At 70.5% G+C, this 14584-nt stretch carries 17 protein-coding genes and 1 CRISPR repeat array; all 17 genes read left to right on the top strand.

Going from position 1 to position 14584, the window contains the following annotated elements; genetic code table 11:
* Positions 1-185: 185 nt before the first annotated feature.
* The 17 genes from AB1578_15585 (at position 186) to cas2e (ending at position 13966) form a co-directional block, all read left to right on the top strand.
* Entirely contained in the window at positions 186-1124 is a 939-nt protein-coding gene (locus AB1578_15585; protein MEW6489326.1) for a hypothetical protein, read from the top strand.
* A 99-nt stretch (positions 1125-1223) separates the two neighbouring features.
* Positions 1224-1808, top strand: coding sequence for a cyclase family protein (locus AB1578_15580; GenBank protein ID MEW6489325.1), 585 nt, complete (start codon positions 1224-1226; stop codon positions 1806-1808).
* A complete protein-coding gene (locus tag AB1578_15575) occupies positions 1805-2161 on the top strand; it encodes a stress response translation initiation inhibitor YciH (protein MEW6489324.1) in 357 nt (118 codons plus the stop codon). The genes AB1578_15580 and AB1578_15575 overlap by 4 nt, the downstream gene beginning before the upstream one ends.
* A complete protein-coding gene (locus tag AB1578_15570; protein ID MEW6489323.1) occupies positions 2158-2487 on the top strand; it encodes a peptide chain release factor-like protein in 330 nt (109 codons plus the stop codon). Before AB1578_15575 ends, AB1578_15570 begins: the two co-directional genes overlap by 4 nt.
* Before the next feature lie 146 nt (positions 2488-2633).
* Positions 2634-3644 (top strand): WYL domain-containing transcriptional regulator, encoded by a 1011-nt coding sequence (locus AB1578_15565; protein ID MEW6489322.1) that lies wholly within the window; start codon positions 2634-2636, stop codon positions 3642-3644.
* 139 nt (positions 3645-3783) lie between these two features.
* Positions 3784-4128 (top strand): hypothetical protein, encoded by a 345-nt coding sequence (locus AB1578_15560; protein MEW6489321.1) that lies wholly within the window; start codon positions 3784-3786, stop codon positions 4126-4128.
* Entirely contained in the window at positions 4125-4730 is a 606-nt protein-coding gene (locus tag AB1578_15555) for a 3'-5' exonuclease (protein ID MEW6489320.1), read from the top strand. Before AB1578_15560 ends, AB1578_15555 begins: the two co-directional genes overlap by 4 nt.
* The gene (gene cas3, locus AB1578_15550; GenBank protein MEW6489319.1) at positions 4727-7465 is read left to right on the top strand and encodes a CRISPR-associated helicase Cas3'; all 2739 of its coding nucleotides are present in this window, start codon (positions 4727-4729) and stop codon (positions 7463-7465) included. Before AB1578_15555 ends, cas3 begins: the two co-directional genes overlap by 4 nt.
* A complete protein-coding gene (gene casA, locus AB1578_15545; GenBank protein MEW6489318.1) occupies positions 7462-9063 on the top strand; it encodes a type I-E CRISPR-associated protein Cse1/CasA in 1602 nt (533 codons plus the stop codon). The genes cas3 and casA overlap by 4 nt, the downstream gene beginning before the upstream one ends.
* Complete coding sequence (gene casB / locus AB1578_15540; protein MEW6489317.1) at positions 9063-9584, top strand: type I-E CRISPR-associated protein Cse2/CasB; 522 nt, start codon at positions 9063-9065, stop codon at positions 9582-9584. The genes casA and casB overlap by 1 nt, the downstream gene beginning before the upstream one ends.
* Before the next feature lie 15 nt (positions 9585-9599).
* A complete protein-coding gene (cas7e, locus tag AB1578_15535) occupies positions 9600-10667 on the top strand; it encodes a type I-E CRISPR-associated protein Cas7/Cse4/CasC (protein ID MEW6489316.1) in 1068 nt (355 codons plus the stop codon).
* The gene (gene cas5e, locus AB1578_15530; protein ID MEW6489315.1) at positions 10664-11404 is read left to right on the top strand and encodes a type I-E CRISPR-associated protein Cas5/CasD; all 741 of its coding nucleotides are present in this window, start codon (positions 10664-10666) and stop codon (positions 11402-11404) included. The genes cas7e and cas5e overlap by 4 nt, the downstream gene beginning before the upstream one ends.
* Positions 11405-11406: 2 nt before the next feature.
* Positions 11407-12063 (top strand): type I-E CRISPR-associated protein Cas6/Cse3/CasE, encoded by a 657-nt coding sequence (gene cas6e, locus AB1578_15525; GenBank protein ID MEW6489314.1) that lies wholly within the window; start codon positions 11407-11409, stop codon positions 12061-12063.
* A 61-nt stretch (positions 12064-12124) separates the two neighbouring features.
* Positions 12125-12355, top strand: a complete 231-nt coding sequence (locus AB1578_15520) for a DUF433 domain-containing protein (protein ID MEW6489313.1) — start codon at positions 12125-12127, stop codon at positions 12353-12355.
* On the top strand, positions 12355-12717 hold the full coding sequence (locus AB1578_15515) for a DUF5615 family PIN-like protein (GenBank protein ID MEW6489312.1): 363 nt from the start codon (positions 12355-12357) through the stop codon (positions 12715-12717). The genes AB1578_15520 and AB1578_15515 overlap by 1 nt, the downstream gene beginning before the upstream one ends.
* A 36-nt stretch (positions 12718-12753) precedes the next feature.
* Positions 12754-13665, top strand: a complete 912-nt coding sequence (cas1e, locus tag AB1578_15510) for a type I-E CRISPR-associated endonuclease Cas1e (protein ID MEW6489311.1) — start codon at positions 12754-12756, stop codon at positions 13663-13665.
* Positions 13646-13966 (top strand): type I-E CRISPR-associated endoribonuclease Cas2e, encoded by a 321-nt coding sequence (cas2e, locus tag AB1578_15505; protein ID MEW6489310.1) that lies wholly within the window; start codon positions 13646-13648, stop codon positions 13964-13966. The genes cas1e and cas2e overlap by 20 nt, the downstream gene beginning before the upstream one ends.
* 60 nt (positions 13967-14026) lie before the next feature.
* Positions 14027-14543: direct repeats of the CRISPR family, unit length 29 nt; unit sequence GTGTTCCCCACGGGTGTGGGGATGGACCG.
* Between the last annotated feature and the right edge of the window lie 41 nt (positions 14544-14584).

Below are 14584 nucleotides of genomic sequence, written 5' to 3'. Positions count from 1 at the left end.
GGGCTGGACGGCCCGGCGGTGCGTGCCGCCCTCTGGGGAGGCAGGGGAGGAGCGGGCTCGCCGGGGCCGGGCCCCGCAGGACCAGGGTCCGGGGGCGCTCCCGGCGCAGGGGGCGGGGCACCGGGCCGGGGAACCGGGCCCGGAGGTGGGTTTGGCGGGGGCCGGGGGCCGGGGGGCGGTCCCCGGTGAGCGGCCCCCGGGGGACCCTGTGTCTCTTCCTGGCCTGCTGGGCCGCCCTGTCTCACGAGGTACGGGCACAGGTGTTCGTCTCTCCCGGGCTCGAGGCGGCGGCGGGGTACACCTCGAACCGCTTCCTGGAACCCGACCACCGGGGCTCGCCCTACCTTCGCCTGGCGCCGAGCCTCACCCTGACCGCGCTCCCTTCGGGCGGCTCCGAGTTCTCCCTGCCCGAGCTCTCCCTGAACGTCGGCTACCACCGGACGGACTTCGCGGAGTCGGGCTTCGAGCACATCGAGGAGCTCACCGCCGAGGGCAGCGTCGCCCTGCCTTCGGGAAGCGCCCGGTCGGCCCTGGGGCTCTCCGTGGGGACCTACCGGGATCGGGCGCTCCCGGGGGACGACGCCCGGTGGGCGGCGATCGCCCCGAGCTTCTCCTGGACACCGGGGAGACAGCTCCACGTATCCCTGGAGGCGTCGGCCACCGCGCTTTGGTACGACTCCCGCGACACCCTGGAGGGCGACCGCCAGGAGGACCTGCGCGGGCTGCTGCGGCCGGGTCTCCGGTGGGCGCCTTCCGGCCCCGTACAGCTCTGGGCCGAGGCCTTCGGGGACATCAACCGTTCCAACGAGGACCTGGAAGAGTACCGCGCGGCGGGCGGCGCCGCGGGTCTCGACGCCACCCTGGGGCCGGGGGCCCGGGGCGGGGGCTGGGCCCGCTACCAGGTGCGCACCTACCGCACACAAGCCGACGGCGCGGACCGGCGCCGGGATACGCCCCTCTCCGCCGGGATCTGGGCGGCCTACCGTCTGGCTCCCGGGATCGAGGTTGCGGCCGAGGCGACCCACCTGGCCCACCGGAGCACCGACGACGCAAACGACTACCGGGTCTGGAACGTGGAGGCGGGTCTGCGCTTGGTGTACGATTGGGAGGTCTTCAAGCCCTGAGGGCCCGTGAAAGAATCGTCGCGAGCAGACCGGACTGCGCAACGAAGCAACCCGGTCGCGCAGCAGATGGTTTCACGGGCTCCGAGCCCCGGTCGTGCCATGCGCCTGTTCGACCTGACCCACCCCCTCGGCCCCGAGACCCCGGTCTTCCCGGGGGACGAGCCGGTGCGCCTTCGCGCGAGCGCTTCCCTGGCCCCCGACGGCTACCGGGCCGCGCGCCTGGAGCTCGGCACCCACTCGGGCACCCACGTGGACGCCCCGGCCCACCTCCTGCCCGGCGGCGCGAAGCTGGCAGAGCTCCCCCTGGAGCTCTGGATCGGACCCGGCCTGCTTCTCGACGCCGGAGCCCTCGAGGGCGGGGCCCTCCCCCAGGCCGAGCGCCTGCTCCTGGCCGGGTGCCCCGACGGCATTCCCCCAGAGTGGGCGCGAGCCCTCGCGGGCCGTGGCCTGCGGCTCCTCGGGATCGACGGCCCCAGCGTCGACCCGGTCGCCTCCCGGGAGCTCCCCGCCCACCGGGCCCTCCTCGGCGCGGGGGCGGTCATCGTGGAGAATCTGCGCCTGGAGGGCGCACCCCGCGGGCGCGGAACCCTCTACTGCCTTCCCCTCCGCGTCGAGGCGGGCGACGGCGCCCCCGCCCGGGTCCTGTGGGCGCCGGACGAAGGACACGGAGCCGTCCTCCCATGACCCCCCCGCCGCGCTCTCGCCGCACCGGCGGCCTGGGCTGGTCCCTGGTGCGCGACTGTCCCCGCTGCGGCCACCCGGAGGACCGCTGCCGGTGCTCCGCCGCCGCCCCTGCGCCCGCCCCCGCAGGAAAGCCCGTCATCCGCCTGCGCCTCGAGAAGCGCGCGGGCAAATCCGTCACCGTGCTCGCTGCGGAAGGCCTCTCGAAAGAAGCCCTCGCCGCCCTCGCCAAGGAGCTCAAGATCCTCTGCGGCACCGGCGCAACGGTGAAGCAGGCACAAGCCGAGCTCCAGGGAGACCACCGGGAGCGCCTGCGGCCGCTCCTCGGGGAGAAGGGCTATCGGGTGAAGGGATGAGCGAGGCGCTGCGCGAGGAAGATCTGGAGGTCGAGTTCTTCCGGGCCTCGGGCCCCGGGGGCCAGCACCGCAACCGCCGGGAGACCGGGGTGCGCATCCGGCACCTGCCCACCGGCATCGTGGTCACCGCCACCGAGCGCCGCTCCCAGGCCGACAACCGGGCAGCGGCCCTGGAGCGGCTGGTGGAGGCGCTCGCCCGCCGCAACCGCAAGAAGAAGCGCCGCGTCCCCACCCGTGCCACCCGCGCCTCCCAGGAGCGCCGGCTCCAGGCCAAGAAACGGCATGCGCAGGTCAAGTCGGGGCGCGGCAAGGTGGAAGGCGGCTAGAGTCGGGCAAATTCACTCCTTCGAGTGAAGCGCCGACCCCGGGCGCCGTGGTAGCCTGACGCGGTTGCAGCCTTCGGCCGGTCCCCCGGCGGCAGGTCCGGCTTCCTCCTGCCCTCCGCGCCGGCACCCCGTTCGGGAGGCACGCCGTGGAGCACCCCCTCGCCTTGGAGCGCTACTACTGGTTCGACCACGAAGTCCGTCGGTACCGGTACCCCAACGCCCGCACCCTGGCCGAACGGTTCGAGCTCTCGAACCGAACCGCCTACCGGGCAGTCGAGTTCCTGCGCGACCGGCTCGGCGCACCCCTGGAGTACGACCCCTCCCGCAAGGGCTACCGCTACGCCGACGAGACCTTCGCCCTCCCGGAAATCCGGGCGAGCCAGGAGGAGCTCCTGGCGGTGCTCCTTGCCCGGCGCCTGGTTGCCGGCGCCGGGGGCGGGTTCGTCGCCGAGGCCGTCGGCTCCCTCGCCGACAAGCTCCTCCTCGCCCTGGGCGCCCCCGACCTCCCCGCAGCCGGCCTTGGCGAGCGCCTCGATCGGAACCTCTCCGCCGCCTGGCCGGGCCACTCCCCGGCCCCCGAGCCCACCTTCCGAGCCATCCTCGAGGCCCTGCTCCACCGCCGGGTCCTCGCCATCACCTACCTCTCGCCCCAGCACGACCAGCCCACCCGCCGCGACGTCGAGCCCCACCACCTCCAGCACTACCAGGGGAGCTGGGTCCTCACCGCCTACTGCCGTCACCAAGAGGACTGGCGCAAATTCTACCTCTCCCGCATGGACGAGGTGCGGGTCGAGGACGAGAGCTTCGCCTCCCGGCCGCCCGAGGAGTGGGCGGTCCGGGTGGACGAGGCCTTCGGCCTCTTCCAGGGGGCCGAGCACCGGCAGGTCCGGCTTCGCTTCACCCCCTTCCGGGCCCGCTGGGTCCGGGAGCAGGTCTGGCACGAGACCCAGGAGCTCTCCCCCCGGCCCGACGGATCCCTCGACCTCTCGCTGCCCGTGGCCGACCTGCGGGAGATCAAGCTCAAGGTCCTGTCCTTCGGCGCCGACGTCGAGGTCCTGGAACCCGAAGAGCTCCGTGCCCAGGTGGCCGAAGAAGCCCGCCGGCTCTCGGCCTTGTATGGCAAGAGCGAAAAAGCCGGGACCTGTGACACCAGATGACAGGGGTGGGGGCGTATCCTGGGCGACGAGGGCCGGAGACCCAGCGGGGAAGCCCCGGCTCGGCCGAGCGCACGCGTCCCACCGGTCGGACGCGCCCCACACGCCCGAGCCTCGCGGATGCACTTCCCAGGAGGGTGCCATGAAGGTGGAGGCCGCACGCGCCCTGCGCGTATTCATGGAGCAGCTCTCGGAAGACCTATGGTGCGCGGGGTGGCTTGTCGGGCTCGAGTTCGACCTCTGGACCTGGGTCGAGCGCCGCCGGGCCGGCCTTGCCCCGCCCGACCAAGGCCGCAGTTTCGGCCCACCCAAAGGCTGGGAGCTCGACGCCGACGCCCTGGCCTGGCTCGCCGGCCAGGCCGGCGGCTGGTGGCGCTGGCCCGACGAGGGCCCGGGGCCGGTGTTCGTGGCGATGGGGGAGTGGAAAGAGAAGTACGAAGTGTGGAAGAGGCGTCGCCCGAACGACGCCCCGCGGGAGACCGCATGAGCCGATTCCTGATCTTCGACACGGAGACCACCGGCTTTCCCCTCGACCGCCGGGCGCCCTACACCAACGCCCGCAACTGGCCGCGCGTGGTCCAGCTCGCCTGGGCGGTGGTCGGGGACGACGGCCGGGAAGCGGCAGCAGAAGAGCACCTGATCCGCCCCGAGGGGTTTGCCATCCCGGCCGATGCGGTCCGGGTGCACGGGATCACCACGGAGCAGGCGAGGACCGAAGGCCTGCCCCTTGCCGACGCCCTGGGCCGGTTTCTGGCTGCGCTCGACGGCGAAGCCGACTCCGTTGCGCTCGTCGCCCACAACCTGGACTTCGACCGAAACGGCCTCGCCGCCGAACTCCACCGCGTGGGCCATGCCCGGCCCGACATCGAGCAGGCCCTCTTCCAAAAGCCCGCCCACTGCACCATGCAGGAAGCAACGGCCTACTGCCGCATCCCCGGCGCGCGGGGCCGCTTCAAGTGGCCCACCCTCGAGCAACTCCACCGCAAGCTCTTCGGCAAGGGTATCGAGGGCGCCCACACCGCCCTGGCCGACGTGCGGGCGTGCGCCCGGTGCTTCTTTCGGCTGCGGGAGCTGGGGGTGATGGGATGAGCGGCGACTACGGCTCGTACCTCCGGTACTGGGGCAAGGCGAGGACCGTGGACAAAGGGGGCGGGTTCCACCTGCTCGTCTACCACTGCCTGGACGTGGCGGCGGCCGGAGAGGTCCTCCTTGGGGAGCAGCCCTCCCTGGTCTCCGGCGTGGCCGACTTCCTCAGGGTTGGGGTGGACGAGCTGCGGCGCTGGCTCGTGACTCTTCTGGCGGGCCACGACGTGGGGAAGTTCGGCGACGGGTTCCAGAACCTGCGCCCCGACCTCCTCTGCAGCCTGCAGGGCCGGGAGAGCCGCGCCGGCTACGACGAGCGGCACGACACCCTCGGCTTTCGCTTCCTCACGGAGCGGAGCTTGAACCCGCGGCCCATGGGCACCCTGGCCGGGAGCGCGGCGGCCGGAATCGACCCCGAGGACCTGCGGGAGCTCCTCACGCCGTGGCTCGCGGCTACCACCGGGCACCACGGCCGCCCGCCACGGCTGGACCTGTCGCGGAGACCAGTATCCCATCACTTCCCCGACTCCGTGGCGGTGGACGCGACCGCCTTCCTGGAGGCGGTGACGGGTCGCTTGTTGCCGGGGGGCGCGCCCTTCGACCTGACCGACTACCGGCGGTTCTCCCGGGCGTTTCCGCGGGTGTCGTGGCTCCCGGCCGGCCTCGCGGTGGCCGCCGACTGGATCGGCTCCAACGAGGCCTGGTTCCCATACCGGAGCGACCCCATTCCCCTCGAGACCTACTGGCGGGACCACGCACTGCCCCAGGCCCGGACGGCCGTCGCCGAGAGCGGCCTGGTCGCGGCGCCTGCCTCGGCTTGGGGCGGCGCGCGGTCCCTGTTCCCCGGCTTCGACTCGCTCACCCCGCTGCAGCGGCTGGCGGAGGAGATCGAGCTCTCGGACTACCCGCAGCTCTTCGTGGTCGAGGAGCTAACCGGCGGCGGCAAGACCGAGGCGGCCCTGGCCCTGGCCCACCGGCTCATGGCGCAAGGGGCGGCGGACGGCGTCTACCTCGCGCTCCCGACGATGGCGACGGCCAACGCCATGCACCGCCGGGTCGAGCCGATGTTCCGGCGGCTGTTCGCCGAGGGCTCTTCGCCTTCCCTCGTCCTCGCCCACAGCGCCGCCCGGCTGGCACTGGCCCTGGAAGACCGGAACCGCGCCGAGGACGGCCCCGCGCGGGGCGAGGACACCGCCTCGCGGCAGTGCGCCGACTGGCTCGCCGACGGCCGGAAAAAGGCGCTCCTCGCCCACGTGGGGGTGGGCACCATCGACCAGGCCCTGCTCGCGGTCCTCGCGGCGCGCCATCAGTCCATGCGGCTCTTCGGCCTGTGCCGGAAGGTGCTGATCGTGGACGAGGTGCACGCCTGCGACGCGTACGTCCACCGGCTTCTCTGCACGCTGCTCCGCTTCCACGCGGCCCTGGGCGGCAGCGCGATCCTGCTCTCCGCCACGCTCCCGGCCAAGATGCGCGCCGAGCTCGTGGGGGCCTTCGGGCAGAGCCTGAACGTCCAAGACGCGAGCCCCGTGGAAACGGCCTATCCCCTGGTGACGCAGCTCACGGTGGAGGGGTTGCGCGAGGTCCCGACCGAGGCAAGGGAGAGTCTCCGCCGGCGCGTGGCCGTGCGGCCGCTCCACTCCCGGGACGACGTCGCGGCGGCGCTGGGCCAGGTGCTGGAAGCCGGCGGCTGCGCCTGTTGGGTGCGAAACACGGTGGACGACGCCCTGGAAGCGTATCAGGAGTGGACGGAGCGCCTCGGGAAGGACCGCGTGACGCTCTTCCATGCCCGCTTCGCCCTGGGCGACCGCCTGACCCGGGAGAAGGAGGTCCTCGGGCACTTCGGGCCGGAGAGCGCGGCCGGCGAACGCCGAGGGCGGCTCCTCGTCGCCACCCAGGTCGTGGAACAGTCCCTGGACCTCGACTTCGACGGCATGGTGACTGACCTCGCCCCCATCGACCTCCTGATCCAGCGGGCCGGGCGCCTGAAGCGCCACGCCCGGCACCCCGAGGGGAACCGGGTCGATGACGGCCGCGACCGGCGGCCCCCGCCGGAGCTCGGCGTCTTCCTGCCCGAGCCCGGCACCGAGGCCGACGCCGCCTGGTTCTCCGGGCTCTTCCCGCGGGCCGCGTGGGTGTATGAGAACCACGGCCAGCTCTGGCTCACTGCCCGGTGGCTCGGGGAGCACGGCGGCTTCACCATGCCCGAGGACGCCCGCGCCATGATCGAGGCCGTGTACGGCGACGACGCACAGGCCGCCATCCCAACCGGCCTCGCGGCCCGCACACAGCGGGCGGAGGGCAACGCCAGCGCCAAGTCGGCCCAGGGGCGGCTGAACAGCCTCGACCTCGACGCCGGCTACGCGGCCACGGCCACTCACTGGCAGGACGACGCCTCGGCGCCCACCCGGCTCGGGGACCCCACGACCACCGTGCGCCTGGCCAAGTGGGAGGATGGGCGACTCGTGCCGTGGGCCCAGGGTGACCCCCGGCACGCCTGGCAGCTCTCGCAGCTCGCGGTCCGCAAGAACCGCGTCGCGGCCGAGGCACAGGCTGTGCCGGAGGCGCCCCTCGCCGCCGCGAAGGCGGCGATGCCAGACCGCGGCGAGCACTGCGTGGTCGTGGTCCTCAAGCGCACGGACGACGGCTACGTCGGCACCGCGTTGAACGGCCGTGACCAGACGGTCCGCGTGAGCTACGACGCCCGCTTCGGGCTCCGGTACCTGGGAGGAGACGAGCCATGAACCTGATCGAAGACGCCTGGATCCCGGCCCGCCGGCAGAGCGGCGCCGTCGAGCGCATCGCGCCGTGGCAGCTCACCGATCGCTTCGCCGAGGACCCCTTCGTGGGCCTGGCCGCGCCGCGGCCGGACTTCAACGGGGCGCTGGCGCAGTTCCTGGTCGGGCTCCTGCAGACGTGCTTCGCACCGGAGGACGGCAGAGAGTGGCGTTCGCGGCGCCGAGAGCCGCCCGATCCACCGACCCTGAAGAAGGCCTTCGCACCGGTCTCGTTCGCCTTCGACCTGGACGGGGACGGACCTCGGTTCCTGCAGGACTTGACGCTGGGTCTAGAAATCGAGGCGTTGGCCCCGGTCGACCGGGCGAAGCGTTTGGTCAATATCGAGGACATGCTCATCGAAGTCCCTTCGGGGGGGCACTTCGTGAAACGGGGAAGAGTCGGCCGGCTTTGTCCAGCCTGCGCAGCAAGCGCCTTGCTGACGCTTCAAGTCAACGCGTCGTCGGGCGGCCGGGGCCATCGAGCGGGCATGCGCGGGCCACGGTTCCTTACGACCTTGGTCCAGGGGGATTCACTGTGGGCGACTTGTTGGCTGAACACGTTGGAGTCCAGGGCCTTCCTGTCGTGGACCGGAAACCCTGAGAAGGGTTCGCCGGAAGACCGTTTCCCCTGGCTCCAGCGAACTCGAACCAGTGAGAAGGACCAGAAGACGACCCCCGACGATGCACACCCGGCGCAGGCGTTTTGGGCCATGCCTCGTCGCATTCGACTCCTTTTCTCGGCTTCAAGAAATGCGGACACGTGTGACCTGTGCGGACTGGAGGGGTTGCAGTTCGTGCAGACGTATCTGACCAAGAACCACGGCGTCAATTATGACGGTCCCTGGCGGCATCCACTCTCGCCTCACTACGTGAACGAGGACGGCTCGGTGAAACCTATCCGATCAGATCCTGGCGGCATCGGGTACCGGCACTGGCTCGGCCTGGTCCAGAGCGTCACGGACGGCAAGGGCGGGCGCGAGCCGGCAGCGGTCGTCACCCGGTATCTTCGGGCCGGCAGCGAGGACCTTCGGCTGTGGGCCTTCGGCTACGACATGGACAACATGAAGGCGCGCTGCTGGCACGACAGCACCATGCCGCTTTTCGCCTGTCCCGAGGACATCCGCGAGGACTTCGCCTTCCGCGCTGCGTCCCTGGTCCGCGGCGCCGACGTGGCCGCCTTCGAGACCCGCAGCCACGTCCGCAAGGCCCTGTTCAAGCCGGGGAGTGACGTCAAGGGCGACCTCTCCTTCGTTTCGGGCCGGCTCTGGCAGGAGACGGAGCCGGCGTTCTTCGGCGCCCTCCCGAGGATTCGAGAGGTCTTGCAGACTGGGGGTGATGTCGTGCCGGAGGTCGAGGCATGGCACAGGCTCCTCGTCCGCACGGCGGAGCGGATCTTCGACGACCTGTCCCAGACCGGCGCCTTCGAGGCCGCCGACCCCAAGCGCATCGCGCTCGCCTGGCGCGACCTCCAGAAGGTGCTGCGGGGCAAGAAGCTGAGAGAGACCCTGGGGCTGCCGCTCAAGGCAGCGGCGAAGGCGGCTCCGAAGAAGAGAAAGGAGGGGTGATGGCAGAGCAGAGCATCGGCCGGATCTTCACGCAAGGGGACGAATCCTCGGGCCTCCTCGTCGCCTGGTGGGAGGCGCTGGAAGGCAGCCGGGGCGAGCGAGCCAGCCTGAGGCGGGCGGCGGGCCCGGCGGAGGTCGCCTACTGTGCGCCCTTCCACAGCCTCCTGGCGAAGTTGCGGCAGGCCGGCTACCCGGTGGCGGCCAGGGACGCGGACCGACTCGCGGCCGTGGCCGGACTGGCGGCGCACGTGAGAGCCCATGCGGCCGGTGCCGCGGTCGCCCGGCAGATGGCGGCGGCCAAGACGCCGGGGGCCGGCGCGCGCGTAAGTGGGCTCAGGTTCCGGCGGCTTATGGCGGTCGCGGATCGAGACGAGCTCTACCCCCTCCTGCTCCGGGTCGTCCGCCTGCTCGACGGCACGGTCAACCTGGTGGATCTGGCCCGGGCCGTCTACTGGTGGAACGAGCGTACCAAGAAGGAGTGGGCCTACGAGTACTACGCTGCGGCACCTTCGGAACTGTAGAGGAGGAGACCCGACATGAGCACGTTCATCCAACTCCACCTGCTCACCAGCTATCCCCCGGCCAACCTGAACCGCGACGACCTGGGCCGCCCGAAGACGGCGGTCATGGGCGGTGTCCAGAGGCTCCGCGTCTCGTCCCAGAGCCTGAAGCGCGCGTGGCGGACGTCCGACCTGTTTCAAGGGGCGCTCGACGGCCACGTGGGCACCCGCACCAAGGAGATGGGCGTCGGCGTGCTGGACCGCCTGACCGCCGCCGGGATACCGGAAGGGGATGCGAAGAAGTGGGCGCAGGCCATCGCTGGCCGGTTCGGCAAGCTCAAGGCCGCCGGCGAGGAGATCGAGCAACTCGCGCACTTCAGCCCCGCCGAGGTGTCGGCGGTCGAGACGCTCACGACCACTCTGATCGCCGAGCGGCGTGCGCCGCGCGACGACGAACTGAACGGTCTCCTGCAGGCCGCGCACACCGCCTCGGACATCGCCTTGTTCGGCCGCATGCTGGCGGCCGCGCCAGCCAAGAACACCGAGGCCGCAGCCCAGGTCGCACACGCCATCACCGTCCACAAGGTCGCCGTCGAGGACGACTATTTCACCGCGGTGGACGACCTGAACAGCGGGGCCGAGGACGTGGGCGCCGGTCACATCGGGGAGACCGAGTTCGCAGCCGGTCTCTTCTACCTCTACGTCTGCATCGACCGGGACCTCCTCCTCGAGAACCTCCAGGACGAGAAGGATCTGACCCGGCGGACATTGAAAGCGTTGGCCGAGGCTGCCGCGACCGTGGCGCCCACGGGCAAGCAGAACAGCTTCGCCTCTCGCGCCTACGCCTCGTACATCCTGGCCGAGAAAGGCACGCGCCAACCCCGGTCCCTGTCGGTCGCTTTCCTGAAGCCCGTGACCGGCCAGGACATGCTGGGCGGCGCGATCAAGGTCCTTGAAGACACCCGAGTGAACATGGACAAGGTCTACGGAGCCTTGAGCGACGTGCCCCCCTGCGTAATGAACGCGGCGACGGGCGAGGGAAGTCTTGCGGAGCTCCTCGACTTCGTGGCCGAGCCGCTGCCCGAGAAGAAGGACCCGGCATGACGGACTACCTCGTCTTCCGACTCTACGGCCCACTGGCTTCCTGGGGCGACATCGCCGTGGGCGAGGTGCGGCCGAGCGCTACCCACCCCTCCAAGTCCGCCATATTGGGATTGGTGGCCGCGGCCCTCCGGATCGACCGCGACCAGGAGGCGACGCACCGCGCCCTGGTCCAGTCCTACGGCTTTGCTGTGCGCGTGGACAGCATGGGCGTGCCCCTGGTGGACTACCACACGGTCCAGGTACCGCCGTCGGGCACGGGCAGGAACCGCAGGACGTTCGCCACGCGCCGAGACGAGCTCTTCACGCTGCCGCGCGACGCCTTGAACACGATCCTATCCCGCCGTGACTACCGGATGGACGCCCTCGCCGCCGTCGCGCTCTGGGTGAGGGCCCATGACGCCCCTTTACCCTTGGCGGCGATCCGCGACGCCCTGGAGCGGCCCGGGTACGTGCTCTACCTGGGCCGGAAGTCCTGCCCCTTGGCCTTGCCACTGGAACCTCAGATCGTGGGCGCAACCTCGATCCGGGCGGCGTTCGAGGCGGCGCGGTTCGCCAATCTCGAGGAGTTGCGCCACCTGCCCGTCTCGGGGCCGCCGGCGCTGTACTGGGAGGACGGCGCACAAGCGGGGCTCGACCCCCGCCACACCTTCGAGCGCCGCGACGTGCCGCTGTCTCGCCGCCGGTGGCAGTTCGACGTCCGGCGCGAGCACCACTCGCCGTTGATGGAGGAGGGGTGACCATGTACTTCAGCCGGATCACCGTCCGCCCCGACGCCGGGCGGGCCGGGGCGTTCTGGAGCGCGTTTCGAAGCCCCTACTCTCTGCACAAAGCGGTGTGGGGGCTCTTTGGCGACCACCCGGACCGCGAGCGGGACTTCCTGTACCAGGTGACCGAGGGCGCCGGGCCACCGGTGGTGTACGCGCTGTCGGCCCGGCCGCCGGCCGAGGAGAACGAACTGTGGAGCGCGCAGAGCAAGCCCTTTGCGCCAATACTCGACGCAGGAACGCGCCTCGGGTTCCTCCTTCGCGCAAACCCTGTGCGGACGAGGGCCGGGAAACGCCACGACGTGGTCATGGAGGAGAAGCACCGCTTGAAGCTCCAGGCAGTCCCCCGCGCCGAGTGGCCCCTGGAGGCGGAGCTCATGCAGGCGGCCGCCGGCCGGTGGCTCGAAGAGCGGTCCGAGAAGTCAGGCTTTCGCGTCGAGAGCGTCCGGGCCGACGCCTATCGCCAGCACGAGTTCCGAAAGGGCGGCGGGAAGACCATCCGCCTGAGTACCGTGGACTTCACCGGCGTCCTGCGAGTCGTCGATCCCACTCGTTTCGGCGAGCAACTCCGCCAGGGCTTCGGCCCGGCCAAGGGCTTCGGGTGTGGGCTGATGCTGATTCGGCGGGTATGATGGGTCCGCCATGTTCGCAAGTCGTCGCAGACAGGGTGGAGGAAGGGAGAGCCCCGTGAACATCGAACCTGCGATCGTCTCTGACCCCGACGTGATGCTCGGCAAGCCCGTCGTTCGGGGCACGCGGATCACCGTGGAGCTGATCCTCGAAAAACTCGCCGCGGGCGAGTCCGTCGACGAGATCGTGGAGGCCCATCCTCGCCTTTCGCGGGAAGCCGTCTCGGCCGCCTTGGCGTTCGCGGCCGAGTCGATGAAGGCCGAGGTGGTCCATCCGCTCCGGAAGGCCGTGTAGTGAATCTTGTCGCCGACGAGGGGGTGGACCGAGCCATCATCGAACGCCTTCGCGCTGACGGCCACGACGTGCTGTATGTGTCGGAGATGGCGCCCGGTATCGCCGACGAGACGGTGCTCGACCTCGCGAGGGAGCGGCGAGCGATCCTGGTCACGTCGGACAAGGATTTCGGCGAGCTCGTTTTTCGGCAGGGCCGGTTGTCCGCCGGCGTGGTTCTCCTGCGGCTGCAAGGGCTGAAGGCCGCCGAGAAGGCCGCCCTCACCGCCGAGGCGCTGGCTGCGTGTGGCCCAAACGTCGGCGGGGGATTTGCAGTGGTCACCCCCCGTGCCTTGCGCGTTCGCCCTGGCCGGGGCGCGAGGTGAACCGAGACATCCCACCCGGACAGCAGGAACAGCGCGATGCTCCCACCCTTGAAGCCCATCCCCGTCAAGGACCGCGTGTCGGTCGTGTTCGTCGAGAAGGGGCAGCTCGACGTGCTGGACGGGGCCTTCGTCGTGGTGGACAAGCACGGAGTGCGCACCCACATCCCGGTGGGCGGCGTGGCCTGCCTGATGTTGGAGATCGGCACGCGAGTTTCCCACGCGGCCGTGGTGCTGGCCGCCCGGGTCGGGTGCCTCCTCGTCTGGGTCGGCGAGGGCGGCGTGCGGCTCTACTCCGCCGGCCAACCGGGCGGCGCCCGCGCGGACCGGCTGCTCTACCAGGCCAGCCTGGCCCTGGACGACGCGGCGCGACTCAAGGCCGTGAGGAAGATGTATGCCCTCCGGTTCAAGGAGGAGCCGCCTGCCCGCCGCAGCGTGGAGCAGCTTCGGGGGATCGAGGGCGCACGGGTGCGCAAAATGTACGAGCTGATCGCTCGGCAGCACCGGGTGGAGTGGAAGTGGCGCAACTACGACCACACGGAGTGGGGCAGCGGCGATGTGCCCAACCGGTGCCTGTCCGCCGCCACCGCTTGCCTCTACGGCGTCACCGAGGCGGCGATCCTGGCCGCCGGCTATGCGCCGGCAGTGGGCTTCATCCACACGGGCAAGCCCCAGTCCTTCGTCTACGATATCGCCGACATCTTCAAGTTCGAGACGGTAGTGCCGGTGGCGTTTCGCATCGCGGCCACCCAACCTCAGGCCCCCGAGCGGGCCGTGCGGATCGCATGCCGCGACGCCTTTCGTCAGACCAAACTCCTGGCCCGGATCATCCCCACGATCGAGCAGGTGCTCGCGGCCGGCGATCTGCCCGTGCCCAAGCCGCCGGAAGAATCGGTAGCCCCGGCCATTCCCAACAAGGAGCAGCTCGGCGATGCTGGTCATCGTGGTTGAGAACGCACCCCCGCGGCTTCGCGGGCGCCTCGCGGTCTGGCTGCTCGAAGTACGGGCCGGCGTCTACGTGGGCAAGTATGGCAAGAAGGTGCGCGAGATGCTCTGGCGGCAGGTACAGGAGGGGATCGAGCACGGCAACGCCGTTCTCGCCTGGGCCACGAACACCGAGAGCGGCTTCGACTTCGAGACCCTCGGCCAGAATCGCCGCATACCTGCGGACATGGATGGGCTCCGGCTGGTGTCGTTCTTACCCGATGGCCCGAAGAGAAAGGAGGAAGATGCGGGGCCAAACGCGACCTAAAACCTTGGTACATTTTTCACAGCTCAGATAGCTCAGTCATTTCAATGGGGTGGAATTAGTGTGTTCCCCACGGGTGTGGGGATGGACCGCGCGCCCGTCGCCGCCGTGCAACGGGTACGGCGTGTTCCCCACGGGTGTGGGGATGGACCGGGATAGTGTGAACCGCCCGTTACGGTAGCAGGGTGTTCCCCACGGGTGTGGGGATGGACCGAACATCCGCACCCTCTACGCCATGGCGCTGCGGTGTTCCCCACGGGTGTGGGGATGGACCGGCCGGACCCAACGGACACCAATCGAACCGCAGGTGTTCCCCACGGGTGTGGGGATGGACCGTGATCCGCGCCAATCGTCAACGCTTTGCGGCGGTGTTCCCCACGGGTGTGGGGATGGACCGAGTGGGCACAGGTGTCCGGCGGGTACATGACGGTGTTCCCCACGGGTGTGGGGATGGACCGGAATAACCGGATATCTATTCATTATTTCCTCTGTGTTCCCCACGGGTGTGGGGATGGACCGGTGATCTCGACCTCCTCGTCCCTGGAGAAGTCGTGTTCCCCACGGGTGTGGGGATGGACCGTTTGGTGCGGCTCCTGTTTACTATAGGACCATGTGTTCCCC

The sequence above is a fragment of the Thermodesulfobacteriota bacterium genome, from assembly GCA_040756475.1.
GTDB lineage: Bacteria > Desulfobacterota > Deferrisomatia > Deferrisomatales > JACRMM01 > JBFLZB01.
Note: the sequence above shows the minus strand (reverse complement) of the source record. Positions and strands in the feature narration are given on the sequence as shown.

What these genes read in the sequence shown, in the direction of transcription:
- AB1578_15580 (MEW6489325.1), top strand. Translation starts at nt 1,224, where the DNA reads ATGCGCCTGTTCGACCTGACCCACCCCCTCGGCCCCGAGACCCCGGTC.
- AB1578_15555 (MEW6489320.1), top strand. Translation starts at nt 4,125, where the DNA reads ATGAGCCGATTCCTGATCTTCGACACGGAGACCACCGGCTTTCCCCTC.
- cas3 (MEW6489319.1), top strand. Translation starts at nt 4,727, where the DNA reads ATGAGCGGCGACTACGGCTCGTACCTCCGGTACTGGGGCAAGGCGAGG.
- casA (MEW6489318.1), top strand. Translation starts at nt 7,462, where the DNA reads ATGAACCTGATCGAAGACGCCTGGATCCCGGCCCGCCGGCAGAGCGGC.
- AB1578_15560 (MEW6489321.1), top strand. Translation starts at nt 3,784, where the DNA reads ATGAAGGTGGAGGCCGCACGCGCCCTGCGCGTATTCATGGAGCAGCTC.
- cas5e (MEW6489315.1), top strand. Translation starts at nt 10,664, where the DNA reads ATGACGGACTACCTCGTCTTCCGACTCTACGGCCCACTGGCTTCCTGG.
- AB1578_15575 (MEW6489324.1), top strand. Translation starts at nt 1,805, where the DNA reads ATGACCCCCCCGCCGCGCTCTCGCCGCACCGGCGGCCTGGGCTGGTCC.
- cas2e (MEW6489310.1), top strand. Translation starts at nt 13,646, where the DNA reads ATGCTGGTCATCGTGGTTGAGAACGCACCCCCGCGGCTTCGCGGGCGC.
- cas7e (MEW6489316.1), top strand. Translation starts at nt 9,600, where the DNA reads ATGAGCACGTTCATCCAACTCCACCTGCTCACCAGCTATCCCCCGGCC.
- casB (MEW6489317.1), top strand. Translation starts at nt 9,063, where the DNA reads ATGGCAGAGCAGAGCATCGGCCGGATCTTCACGCAAGGGGACGAATCC.
- cas1e (MEW6489311.1), top strand. Translation starts at nt 12,754, where the DNA reads ATGCTCCCACCCTTGAAGCCCATCCCCGTCAAGGACCGCGTGTCGGTC.
- AB1578_15570 (MEW6489323.1), top strand. Translation starts at nt 2,158, where the DNA reads ATGAGCGAGGCGCTGCGCGAGGAAGATCTGGAGGTCGAGTTCTTCCGG.
- cas6e (MEW6489314.1), top strand. Translation starts at nt 11,407, where the DNA reads ATGTACTTCAGCCGGATCACCGTCCGCCCCGACGCCGGGCGGGCCGGG.